The sequence below is a fragment of the Bacillus sp. FSL K6-0042 genome, from assembly GCF_038006685.1.
Classification (GTDB): domain Bacteria; phylum Bacillota; class Bacilli; order Bacillales; family Bacillaceae_G; genus Bacillus_A; species Bacillus_A pseudomycoides.
In genome coordinates this window covers 2,836,207-2,848,406 of sequence record NZ_JBBOVS010000001.1, presented here as the reverse complement: position 1 = coordinate 2,848,406, position 12,200 = coordinate 2,836,207, and the positions used below count along the sequence as shown (strand labels likewise).

Genomic DNA, 12,200 nt, shown 5'->3' with positions numbered 1-12,200 from the left:
TTAGAAGGATCATAGCATCGCCATCAAGATAAGATTTTGAAGTACTTTCAATAGGGGGTTCGATGGTCAAGATAGAAAAAATCGTTTGGAATCGTCTTATTAGCTCTAAATCATATAATAGGCATAGAGGGAGTTAACTGCTTTTCTTGTTTTTGGTTGGTGTCGTTATTCGCATTATACAAGAATTTGGAATGGTACTCCTTTTTGTGTCCTCAAAACCCTTGGTATATTAGAATTGGAAATTATGAAATTGATTCATATGATAAAATTGGATCGCATGTAATTTTGAACATTTCCGTAGAAAATAAAAGACGGAAAATCGAAAAGAGTCTGGATTGTATCAAAATTCTTTTTGTAGAGAGTAGGGTGAATACATGAACGAACAATATTATGATGCAGTACTAAATATAAAAACAGTAGGAGAACAAAAGGGATTCAACAAGTCGTTGCACTACCACCGTTATGAACCGACGCCATATAGCGCATTGGAAACATTATTTAATCAATATGAACTAAGCAGCAGTGAGCGAGTTGTTGATTTTGGATGCGGAAAAGGCCGGCTGAATTTCTATATTCATCATGCATGTGGTGCGTCAGCTGTTGGAATAGAAATGAACGAGATGTTCTACAAAGAAGCAATGGGAAATTTAGAACGTTATGCAAAGAAATCGAGAAATAGTAAAGATAAAATTCAATTTCAATGCTGCTTAGCGCAAGAATATGAGATTGATCCGCGTGACAATCGATTTTATTTCTTTAATCCATTTTCAGTGCAAGTGTTTATGAATGTAATCAATAATATATTGCTTTCGGTGGAGGAAGTAGAGAGAGAAATAGAGATTATTTTATATTATCCATCGGAAGATTATATCTTTTTCTTAGAGAATCAAACGGCATTTGAATTGAAAGAGGAAGTTAGATTGCCTGGGGTGTATGAGCGGAATGGGAACGAGAGGTTTTTGATTTATGGATTGAGAAGCTAGAAGGAGTAAAAAGATAAATAGTAAATGTCAGTGAGTATTTAGAATTAAATACGGTGAATCGTATCATAAATAAAACATAATGAAGTACAGGATATTTGAACTTTGCTCATTATGTAAGATTGATAGGGGATAAAGCGTATTAAATAAAAAGGAAGCAAGAAGCTCTTAAAATACAAAAGTAGCTTCTCGTTTTCATATAGGAAAACATTGACTCCCATCCCCAACAAGCTATAATAAAAACTAGATGTTCGGTTCAAACAAAATATGATACAAAAAGAACATATAACATAGATTGAAAAAATACTTTCAATCTATTATTTTTGCGGCTTTTAGAAAACGCTTACATTTAGTGTGGAGGGAGAAACCATGTCTAAGTTCACAGAGTATTTTTTAATGGAAGCTAATAATGTTATTGAGTATGTGAAAGAGAAGTTACCAATGTTTGAAAACGCAAAAGATTTGCAGTGCAAGGAAATTGGGGATGGCAATTTAAATTATGTGTTTCGTGTTTGGGATAAGGGGAAAGGAACTTCTGTCATTGTGAAGCAAGCCGGAGATACGGCGCGTATTTCAGATGAGTTTAAGTTGTCTACGAATCGAATTCGCATTGAATCAAACGTTTTACAGTTAGAGGGGAAGCTGGCACCTGAGCTTGTACCAGATGTATATTTATTTGATAGCATGATGAATTGCTGTGTGATGGAAGATTTATCAGACCATACAATTTTACGGACGGCACTGATTAACCATCAAATGTTTCCAAAGCTTGCGGATGATTTAACTACTTTCATGGTAAACACGCTTTTATTAACATCTGATGTAGTGATGAATCATAAGGAGAAAAAGGAACTTGTGAAGAATTATATCAATCCAGAGTTATGTGAGATTACAGAGGATCTTGTGTACTCGGAGCCATTTACAGATCATAACAAGCGCAATGAGTTGTTTTCGTTAAATGAAGGTTGGATTCGGGAGCATATATATGGAGATGAAGCACTTCGTATGGAAGTAGCGAAGCTTAAGTTTTCGTTTATGACGAATGCGCAGGCACTACTTCATGGTGATTTACATACTGGCTCTGTGTTTGTACGAAAGGATTCTACAAAGGTCATTGATCCAGAATTTGCTTTCTATGGTCCGATGGGATATGACGTTGGGAATGTGATGGCAAATTTAATATTTGCTTGGGTGAATGCAGATGTAGCGATGGTTGATGGAGTGGAAAAAGATACCTATATGAGTTGGCTGGAGTCTACGATTATAGATGTAATCGACTTGTTTAAGAAGAAGTTTTTAGAAGCGTGGAGCACGCATGTAACAGAGATTATGGCAAAGGAAACTGGCTTTGATTGTTGGTATTTGCAATCTGTGTTAGTGGATACAGCGGTTGTGACGGGTTTAGAGTTGATTCGCCGCATTGTTGGATTAGCAAAGGTGAAAGATATTACATCGATTTCAAGTGATGAAGCTCGGGCGAGAGCAGAACGGATTTGTTTACAGGCAGCGAAGAAGTTTATTTTACGAGCAAATGAATATAAAACAGGCGCTAGTTTTTTACAAACGTTAAAAGAGCAGTCTGTCCATAGTGCAAAGTAAGGAGAGAAGATGATGACAGAGCAATTAATACCAATTCAGTGGAAAGATGATGCTTTAGTTTTATTAGATCAAACTCTATTACCGAATGAGGTAGTCTATGAATCTTTTACAACAGCTGAGGGTGTATGGGATGCCATTCAAGTAATGAAAGTACGCGGGGCACCGGCGATTGGTGTTTCAGCAGCTTACGGTGTGTATTTAGGTGTAAAAGAGACATCCGAAGATTCAGTGGAGTCATTTATAGAAGAAGTAAATAAAGTCTGCACGTACTTAGCGACATCTCGACCGACAGCGGTGAACTTATTTTGGGCACTTGAGAGAATGGAAAATGCGGCAAAAGAACATTCCCATTTATCTATCGCTGATTTGAAAAATAGGTTATTAGAGGAAGCAAAAGGAATTCATAAAGAAGATGAAGAGATTAACCGCCAAATTGGGGAATATGCATTAACATTGTTCCAAGATGGCATGGGTGTACTAACGCATTGTAATGCAGGTGCGTTAGCAACAACGAAATATGGTACTGCAACAGCGCCGATGTACCTAGCGAAAGAAAAGGGATGGGATTTAAAGATTTATTCTGATGAGACACGTCCTAGATTACAAGGATCTACGTTAACAGCACTAGAACTTCAGCGAGCTGGGATTGATGTAACAGTCATTACGGATAATATGGCGGCAATGGTTATGTCACAAGGAAAAATTGATGCAGTTATTGTTGGCTGCGATCGTGTAGCGGCAAACGGTGATGTGGCAAATAAAATTGGAACGCTTGGTGTATCCATTTTAGCGAAATATTATAACATTCCATTTTATGTTGCAGCACCGACTCCGACAATTGATGTAAAAACACCAACAGGTAAGGAGATTCCAATCGAGGAGCGTGATGCTTCTGAAGTGATTAACCGCTTTGGGCAATATTCAGCTCCAAAAGAAAGTAAAGTATATAATCCAGCGTTTGATGTAACACCGCATGAGAATGTAACAGCAATTATTACGGAAAAGGGAATTGTTAGGGCTCCATTTACCGAGAATTTAAGAAAGTTATTTTAGTAATTATGAAATATATAAGTACAAATTGAAAAACTGATATAAAACCTTTCTTTTTAGATGGGGGAGAGCGTCCGTCCATGCATAGAAGCGGCCAGAGCCTCATTCTGCCCCATACCAAGTTAAAACAGGGAGAGAAAACGAGTGCAGATCATGTGTTGTTTTCATAGCAGTAACTTATATGTGAAAACCAAAAAGGAGTTATCCCTAAAAAACACGATAGGAAATGGAAATTTCACTTTATATAAGTACAAATTGGAAAAACGATTTAAAACCTTTCTTTTTAGGTGGGAGAGAGCGCCTGTCCATGCATAGAAGCGGTCAGGTCCTCTTCCTGCCCCATGCCAAGTGAAAACAGAGAGAAAACAAGTAGCGATCATCTTTTGTTCTTCGTAGTAGCGACTTATATGTTGAAAAATCAGGATGGGTTTATATAGAAAATTGCTTATGTATATTAGACATATAAGAAAATAACTAAAAAGAGGACCGATTATCATGTCTAATTCACCGGTAGAGAGAAGAAATAAAATCATTGAGATGCTTGAACAAAGGGAGCACGTGGATGTTTCATATTTAAGCGATGCTTAGTAAATCGAATGAAGTCATTGTTTTAGCAGATCATACGAAGCTCGGAAAGGTTGCTTTCTATAAGGTTTGTGATAAACAGGGTATTACAAAAATTATTACAGATGAGCTCATACCGTTGACACCACTGCAGCAAGAATGTATTAACAGCTATAAAGAATATGGTACACCCATTATTCTAGCAAACTAGTCGTCACAAGGTTCACACCAAGGGGGATGTATATATATGTTACTACAAAAAGAAAGAGAAGAGATTGTAGCGTATGGAAAGAAAATGATCGCTAGCGGATTAACAAAGGGGACTGGGGGTAATATTAGTATTTTTAATCGTGAACAAGGTCTTATTGCAATAAGTCCAAGTGGTTTAGATTATTTTGAAACAGTGCCTGAAGATGTAGCTATATTGAATTTAGATGGTGAAATTGTGGAAGGTGATAGAAAGCCTTCTAGTGAACTAGATATGCATCTTATTTATTATAGAAAGCGTGAGGACATCAACGCACTTGTTCACACGCACTCCCCTTACGCAAAAACAATAGCATCATTAGGATGGGAACTTCCCGCAGTATCTTACTTAATTGCTTTCGCAGGGCCGAATGTACGTTGTGCGCCGTATGAAACATTCGGAACAAAGGAACTAGCAGAAGCGGCTTTTGAAGGAATGATTGATCGCCGTGCGGTTTTACTTGCTAATCACGGCTTAATGGCCGGTGGGAACAATATAAAAATGGCGTTTACTGTTGCGGAGGAAATTGAATTTTGCGCGCAAATTTATTATCAAACGAAGTGCATTGGAGAGCCAAAATTGTTGCCAGAGGAAGAGATGGCAAGATTGGCGAAGAAGTTTGATGGGTATGGGCAACAATAGAATTAATAAATAGAAAAAGTCCCTCGAGAACAAATCGATTCTCAAGGGATTTTATTTTTATTTCTTAAGTAACAAATACATAAAATAAGGAGCACCAATCAAAGCAACCATGATCCCCGCTGGAATTCCACTTGGCTCTACAATATGACGACCAATTGTATCTGCAAGTAACAATAGCCATCCCCCAATTAAAATGGCAACAGGAAGAAATAATTGATGCCTCGGCCCGACTAAAGATTTTGCGATGTGAGGAGCCATAAGTCCGATAAAGGCAATTCCTCCTGTGACTGAAACGGCAGAAGCTGCTAATGCAACGGCTACTATAAGGAGTGAGCGGCGTTCTTTTTCGAGTGCGACACCAACACCAATTGCTACATGCTCGTTTAAAGCAAGGAGATTTAAGCGATTTGCTTTATAGAGAGTAAATGGAATGAGTACAGCTAACCATGGAAGAAGGGCGAGAACAAAAACCCAGTCATCTCCCCAAATGTTTCCGGCAATCCATTTTGCGATAAAGTCTACTTTTGCACGTTCAGCAGATGAAATGAGAACAATCATCGTTCCAGAAAGTGCGAATGCAAATCCAATTCCTGTTAGTGTCAATCTTATTGGCTGAAGCCCAGCAGTTTTACTATATGAAAATACATAGATGAGACAAGCTGTAAGAAAGGCACCGATAAATCCCACAATTGGCAGGAAGTAAACAAATGAGCCTGCGTCTATTGGAAAATATAAAAAGAAAAGGGCAACTGCAACGCCTGCCCCTGAGTTAATACCGATAATACCAGGCTCGGCTAGATCATTACGCGTTATACCTTGTAGTATAGCTCCTGATAAGGCAAGTGCCATACCAGCTAATAGTGTAATCACAATTCGTGGTAATCGAAGAGAAAATAAAATAAATTCTTCTTTAAATGTACCTTGGCCAAAAAGTGTAGGTAGCAGTCTATCATAGGACAATGAAGCTGCTCCTAAGCCCATTCCAATTGTAATGGTTGCTGCAATAAGCAGGAGTAAGGCAAGTACGATTACTCGTTGTTTTTTAGCTTGTTGAATCATGAGAACGACCTTCCTCCTTTACGTACGATGAATAGGAAGAATGGTAAGCCTGCGATTGCGACAATGGCAGCTATTGGTGTTTCATAAGGAGCGTTAATTGTGCGTCCAAGTGTGTCAGCTAATAGCATAAAAGAAGCACCCGCAATAGCAGACATCGGTATAACAAATCGATAGTCAGGTCCGACAATAGGGCGGACCATATGAGGTATCATTAAACCGATAAATGCCATGTTTCCAACAAGTGCGACAGAAGCACCAGCGAGTAAAATGATGACAATAAAAAGAATGATTTTAATGACGATGATTTTTTGACCGAGTCCTATTGCTACTTCTTCGCTTAAGCTAAGAATCGTCAATTTCTTTGAAAATAAGATTGCAATGAATATACTGATTGAAATAACTGGAACAATGACCTGTAATTGGCTCCATGATGTTCCGATTATGCCCCCGGCAGTCCACATGGATACATCTTGTGAGATTTTAAAATAAATCCCGATGCCTTCTGAAATCGCGACTAAAAATGCTGAAACCGCGGCACCAGCAAGTACGATACGAAGAGGAGAAAGCCCACCTTTTTTCATCATACCAATTCCGAAAACCATAATGGCGCCGATAGCAGCACCGATAAAACAAGCAATCATTATATAAAAATAGTTTACAGAAGGAATAAGGGCAAGTGTAATTGCCAAGGCAGCGTTGGCACCACCAGTTAGCCCGAGTAATCCTGGATCAGCGAGTGGATTTCGCGTTATACCTTGCATAATCGCACCAGAAACAGCGAGCCCAGCTCCAACAAAAATGGCTGCAATTTCACGTGGTAAGCGAAGTTCACGGATAATGGAGAACTTTTCTCCATTAGCATTAGAAGTAAGCGCTATCCATACATCCTTTATAGTGGTATCTGCTGCGCCAAATACCATGGCAGCCATAAATATAATAAAGAACACAATGGTTCCTAAAATGAGCTTGTATACAAAGGAAGTGGAACGTAGATTGTCTTTTGTCATTAGTTTCACATCTTTTCTTTTCATAGAATAAAGGAAGAGGAATTCTTTAAATAAGAATTCCTCATTGTTGTGTTATTTACCAAGAAAGCTTTTCTTGAAGAAATCTAGTTGGAAATCTAATGTGATTGGATCATTAAAATAGAATTCTTTCGCGTTTATTTCAAATGCTTTATTGTTTTTAACAGCTGGAATGTTTTTGTACGATTCTGTTTCTTGGAATGAATTATTCGTATCGTTGTTTTTACTTATAATTAAGTAATCCCCAGCATACTCAGGTAGAACTTCAGCAGATAATGCATAGTAGCCATCTTTTAACGCTTTTTCTTTTACTTTTTCCGGCATTTTTAATTTCATTTCTTGATACAGGATTTCTGTTCCACGGCCCCAGTTATCGCCGAATACATAGATTTGTTTGTCAAAGTTTTCAATAACAGAAACGGTTGTATCTTCACCAATTTTTGCTTTAATATCTTTTCCTGCAGCAGCAGCACGTTTTTTGAAATCATCAACCCAAGCTTTTGCTTCTTTTTCTTTATTTAGTAGTTTACCGATTTCTAAATGTTGTGTTAAGTAGTCAACTTTTCCATATGTGAATGTTACAGTAGGAGCGATTTTCTTTAACTTATCGATATTTTTAATGTTTGATAAACCAATGATTAAATCTGGATTTAATTCGATAATTTTTTCAACATTTTCATCAGATACTTCTGTAACATCTTTTAATTTATTCTCAAAACGCGGATTCATTTTAGACCATGAATCTACACCAACAAGGTTTACACCTAAAGACATTACGTTACCTGCGAATGATGATAGTACAACAACGCGTTTTGGATTTGCAGGAACTTCAACTTTACCATTCTCAGATTGGTATGTAATTGTTTCTGATTTGCTTCCCTTTGCATTTGAATCGTTTTTCTGATCTGTCGAACCGTTGCTACAAGCACTCATAACGAGTACGAATAGAACTGTAAGTGAAATGAATAACTTTTTCATTTTTTCTTTCTCCTTTTTTATATAGCTTTCTAACGGGATAGATGTCGTGCACTTAGTAGTTAAGGAATCTTATAAATCTTGATATCGAGATTTATTATAATAAAATACTTGAGTGAGCTATAAATAAACGAGCCGCTATTTCCCCTACAAATTTGTTAATAGTTTACAAAACGATAATGATTATCAATATCGATTCTTTAATAATATAATTTTATATTTTTTTATTGTCAATAGTTATTTTGATTGAAAACCTGAAGGAAAAAGGTTATATTTTATTGAGAATGATAATCAATTGTATTTGATAGCTGGGGAGTGAACATAAATGAATCCAGAAGAATTATTTGATGTGACCGTGATTGGAGGAGGTCCGGCAGGGCTTTATTCAGCGTTTTATAGTGGACTAAGAGAGATGAAAACAAAAATAATTGAATTTCAACCACAGTTAGGTGGAAAGATACACGTTTATCCAGAAAAAATGATTTGGGATATCGGGGGACTGCCGCCAGTTACTGGAGCGCAGTTAATTGAGCAGCTTGTGGAGCAAGGGTTAACATTTCATCCAGAAGTAGTGTTGAATGAAAAGATAGAGTCAATCACTCGGAATGAAGAGGGAGTTTTTGTGCTAACAATTTTCTCTGGTCAAAAGCATTTTTCAAAAACAGTTATTGTAGCTACTGGAAGTGGAATATTAAAACCACAAAAGTTAGCAATTGAAGGTGCAGAGAGGTTTGAAGTATCAAATTTAAATTATACTGTCAAATCTTTAAAGAGTTTTAAAGATAAGACTGTAATTATTTCAGGTGGAGGAAACTCAGCGATCGATTGGGCAAATGAATTAGAGCCCATTGCGAAAAAGGTTTATTTAACATATAGAAAAGATACCTTAGCTGGTCATGAAGCACAAGTTACTCAGCTTATGAATAGTTCAGTGGATTGTCTCTTTAATACGTCGATTACAAAGTTGATGGCTGATGATAATCACGAAGCAATTGAATATATTGAGTTAACGAATCATGAAACAAGTGAAGTTTCTCATTTACCTATTGACGAAGTCATTATTAATCATGGGTATGAACGTGATATGACATTATTGGAAAATAGTGAACTAAATGTTGAAATCGTTGATAATTATTTTATTGCCGGGAGTGCGAACAGTGAATCTTCAATAGAAGGGCTATATGCTGCTGGAGATATTTTAAAGCATGAGGGCAAATTGCACTTAATAGCTGGTGCTTTCCAAGATGCTGGAAACGCTGTAAATAAAGCAAAACAATTTATCCAACCAGATGCGAGTGAATATGGAATGGTCTCTTCTCATAATGATGTTTTCAAACAACGTAACCGAGAACTTATTAAGCAAATGATGAAATAATGGGTAGTGTTGAGAAGTTTAAAGAGTGGAAAGAAATAAATAGAGAAGAATATGTAAATGAATTATGAGAGATTTGAAATAAGTATCTTTTTAATAGATAAACACCCAGTTACTTTCCCATCTTTATTAAGTAAGGAAGTAGGCTGGGTGTTTATCTGTTTACTATCTTTTTTCTGATTTGTATTACACCGGTTTCTTCAGTTCACGTCTTTTACATGTATTTTGAGAAGAGAATACATGTAAAAGACGTGAACATTTGACTTGTAAATCTTTTTTGGGGGTTTATATTTTTTATAGACAAGGAAAATTATGCTGTTCCTTGTGCGTACTGATCAGGAAAGTGCTTATTTTGCACAGAGGCAATATATTGTTTCCCGTGTTTTCTAGCCAAAGATTCTAGTATGTGACGTACACGTTTTGTAAGATGCCCCTGGTTTTGTAACGCTTCACAGTATGCATCATAGTAAGCATATTTAGCCCAAAGAAAATCGTCTTGTTGAAATATGAAATGATGTTTATACCATTCTCCAATTGTATTATAGTTTACGCTTTCATTTGCAGCCTTTGTTTGTTCAATGATTCTTTTTGGTAAAGCTTTAGAAAGCTGAGAAGCAGTATTTGTTGTTTCAGTTTGTAATGATTGCTCTAACATTGTAATGATGTGACGAGTAGCCATATGTTTAACTCTCCTTTGTGTAAATGGATAAATGCCATCTATATTTTTTAATACTTACTATATTATTATACAATATATGGAATGCATCTACCTGCTTTTTGATTTGTATTTACAAAATCTTTTTATTTTATTTATAAAAATCTTTTATAATAATGTAGACATAAAAAATAATAAGGGAATGAAACAATTGTATATAACGGTAAAAGAAGCAGCAGAATATTTAAATCTTCCGGAATCTTACATTGAAGAATTGGTTCAGCAAAAACGAATTCGTGCCGTGTATGACGGTGAGCAATATTTGCTGAATAAAGAACAGTTCAATACGCATTTAGAGCAAATGGAAAAATATAAACAGTTAGTAGAAGAAATATTAAATGAGCCAATTCCAGAGGATATGGATGTAAAAGACGAAGATTAAAACTCATGGGCCTATAGCGTAGTACTCTATGAAAAATGATACAGAATCATTTTTATCCTGCTATTTGTGGGCAGTAATATTCCCACTTTAATTTCAACAAAAGTAAAGAAGCTAGGTGGAGAATAAACTGCCCGTAAAAGCCCGATTGGTGAGGGCTAATACTAGTGGAGGATGAAAAATCCTCTACTAAGTAAAGTTTCACTTTATAAATACTGTTTCAAGATCTGTAGGATAAGTATCTTGAAGCGGTATTTTTTTATGATGAAATAGTAAAATTGTGTGCATAAATGGCGGCTAATGACATGCTGGGTATTGATAGAAGCCATGTTAGTCTTTTGTACATCAGAGATATACATATTGGATAGATGTACCCCCGTGTTAAAAACATATTTTTATATAATGGGACAGTCATAGAGAACGTAACCTGTACAGATACATATACTATCAGTGCAAACGACTTATAAAACAATGAAAGGGGTTTTCTCATGAGCACGATTAGTAGTGATTTGTTGTATGGATTGATTGGAGAGAGTGTTAGAGTGAATCGAGGTGGACCAGAGTCTCAAAAAGGTACAGTGGTCGCAGTGTATTCGGATCATTTTATTTTATTGAGTGAAAACAGAACGTTTTACTATTATCAGTTTCAACATCTAAAAAGTATTACAAAAAATGCGAAAGATGTTGCTGCAGACATTGGAGTTTTACCAACATTTGCACAAGGTGAAGATTTTCAAGGTTTGCTTCAAAATTTAAAGTATCGTTGGGTGAAAATTAACCGCGGCGGCCCAGAAAAGATTGAAGGAATTCTACAAGATGTTTCTTATGAATATGTGACATTAATTGTAAAAGAGGAAGTTGTACAGATTCCACATTTCCATATTAAAAGTATGAATTATGGTCTGCAAGCACTAGAAGAAGATGACTATCAGTCAAATAACCAACAATCCGATCAGACAGCATATGTTCAATATTCAAGAGAAAGAGCAACAAAACAATCAAGTCGATATAATCGATCCAAATAATAACAAAAGAGGGGAAGGAGGGATGAAATTGGAAAATATATTTCCTGAAAATCAAATAAAAAGCTTGGTTTATCAAGGTGTAAAAGTAAACCTTGGTGGACCAGAAAGCCGTACAGGTGTGTTGCTGGCAGTAGGTGATGATTATCTCGTTCTGCAAGGAAATACAGGAGAGGTCATTTATTATCAACAGAAGCATGTAAAGGGTGTTGTAAAAAAAGCAAAAGAGATAGAGTTAAATCCTTATTTTATTGAGCAATCCTATGCGGATGGTGCAACGTTTCAAGAGATACTAGGTAGTCTTAAGTATAAATGGGTCAAAATTAATCGCGGTGGTCCAGAAAGCGTAGAAGGTTTATTAAGTGATGTAAATGAAGAATACGTTACATTAGTGAACCGCGATGAGGTAATTTACGTTATTAACTTTCACATTAAAAACGTCAATCAAATCGTTAAAACCAATAAAGATGAAGAAGAGTAATGTTTGATAAATAAGAGGGGGCAGTATGGAATAGGTAGTGGCGAATGTTTTTTGTTCAATTGCTATTATTTTACTATAGTCTAAATGTCC

The 12,200-nt window shown here is 36.2% G+C and carries 13 protein-coding genes; 9 read left to right on the top strand and 4 right to left on the bottom strand.

The window, feature by feature from the left end:
• Positions 1-374: 374 nt before the first annotated feature.
• The 5 genes from MHH45_RS14560 (at position 375) to MHH45_RS14540 (ending at position 5,082) form a co-directional block, all read left to right on the top strand.
• Positions 375-983: a class I SAM-dependent methyltransferase gene (locus MHH45_RS14560; RefSeq protein WP_016112874.1), complete on the top strand. Its 609-nt coding sequence runs from the start codon at positions 375-377 to the stop codon at positions 981-983.
• A 366-nt stretch (positions 984-1,349) separates the two neighbouring features.
• On the top strand, positions 1,350-2,579 hold the full coding sequence (gene mtnK / locus MHH45_RS14555; RefSeq protein ID WP_016112875.1) for an S-methyl-5-thioribose kinase: 1,230 nt from the start codon (positions 1,350-1,352) through the stop codon (positions 2,577-2,579).
• A 12-nt stretch (positions 2,580-2,591) separates the two neighbouring features.
• The gene (gene mtnA / locus MHH45_RS14550; protein WP_033670960.1) at positions 2,592-3,632 is read left to right on the top strand and encodes an S-methyl-5-thioribose-1-phosphate isomerase; all 1,041 of its coding nucleotides are present in this window, start codon (positions 2,592-2,594) and stop codon (positions 3,630-3,632) included.
• A 577-nt stretch (positions 3,633-4,209) separates the two neighbouring features.
• Positions 4,210-4,404 (top strand): hypothetical protein, encoded by a 195-nt coding sequence (locus MHH45_RS14545; protein WP_033670964.1) that lies wholly within the window; start codon positions 4,210-4,212, stop codon positions 4,402-4,404.
• A 36-nt stretch (positions 4,405-4,440) separates the two neighbouring features.
• Positions 4,441-5,082, top strand: a complete 642-nt coding sequence (locus MHH45_RS14540) for an L-fuculose-phosphate aldolase (protein ID WP_016112878.1) — start codon at positions 4,441-4,443, stop codon at positions 5,080-5,082.
• Positions 5,083-5,139: 57 nt separating this feature from the next.
• Here the strand turns inward: MHH45_RS14540 and MHH45_RS14535 are convergent, their stop codons facing one another.
• From MHH45_RS14535 to MHH45_RS14525, 3 genes are read right to left on the bottom strand one after another with little or no spacing between them, the layout of a single operon-like run.
• Positions 5,140-6,141, bottom strand: a complete 1,002-nt coding sequence (locus MHH45_RS14535) for a FecCD family ABC transporter permease (RefSeq protein ID WP_016112879.1) — start codon at positions 6,139-6,141, stop codon at positions 5,140-5,142.
• The gene (locus tag MHH45_RS14530; RefSeq protein WP_140385999.1) at positions 6,138-7,172 is read right to left on the bottom strand and encodes a FecCD family ABC transporter permease; all 1,035 of its coding nucleotides are present in this window, start codon (positions 7,170-7,172) and stop codon (positions 6,138-6,140) included. Before MHH45_RS14530 ends, MHH45_RS14535 begins: the two co-directional genes overlap by 4 nt.
• Before the next feature lie 48 nt (positions 7,173-7,220).
• Complete coding sequence (locus tag MHH45_RS14525; protein WP_016112881.1) at positions 7,221-8,144, bottom strand: iron-hydroxamate ABC transporter substrate-binding protein; 924 nt, start codon at positions 8,142-8,144, stop codon at positions 7,221-7,223.
• A gap of 322 nt (positions 8,145-8,466) precedes the next feature.
• Between MHH45_RS14525 and MHH45_RS14520 the strand changes: the two genes are divergently transcribed.
• Positions 8,467-9,516, top strand: coding sequence for an NAD(P)/FAD-dependent oxidoreductase (locus MHH45_RS14520; RefSeq protein ID WP_016112882.1), 1,050 nt, complete (start codon positions 8,467-8,469; stop codon positions 9,514-9,516).
• Between the two features lie 307 nt (positions 9,517-9,823).
• Here the strand turns inward: MHH45_RS14520 and MHH45_RS14515 are convergent, their stop codons facing one another.
• Positions 9,824-10,192, bottom strand: a complete 369-nt coding sequence (locus MHH45_RS14515; protein ID WP_016112883.1) for a hypothetical protein — start codon at positions 10,190-10,192, stop codon at positions 9,824-9,826.
• A 178-nt stretch (positions 10,193-10,370) separates the two neighbouring features.
• Between MHH45_RS14515 and MHH45_RS14510 the strand changes: the two genes are divergently transcribed.
• From MHH45_RS14510 to MHH45_RS14500, 3 genes are all read left to right on the top strand, one after another.
• Complete coding sequence (locus MHH45_RS14510; protein WP_077295014.1) at positions 10,371-10,610, top strand: helix-turn-helix domain-containing protein; 240 nt, start codon at positions 10,371-10,373, stop codon at positions 10,608-10,610.
• A 485-nt stretch (positions 10,611-11,095) separates the two neighbouring features.
• Complete coding sequence (locus tag MHH45_RS14505; RefSeq protein WP_088093913.1) at positions 11,096-11,632, top strand: spore coat protein; 537 nt, start codon at positions 11,096-11,098, stop codon at positions 11,630-11,632.
• Positions 11,633-11,654: 22 nt separating this feature from the next.
• Positions 11,655-12,110: a hypothetical protein gene (locus MHH45_RS14500; RefSeq protein WP_016112886.1), complete on the top strand. Its 456-nt coding sequence runs from the start codon at positions 11,655-11,657 to the stop codon at positions 12,108-12,110.
• The last annotated feature ends 90 nt before the right edge of the window (positions 12,111-12,200 follow it).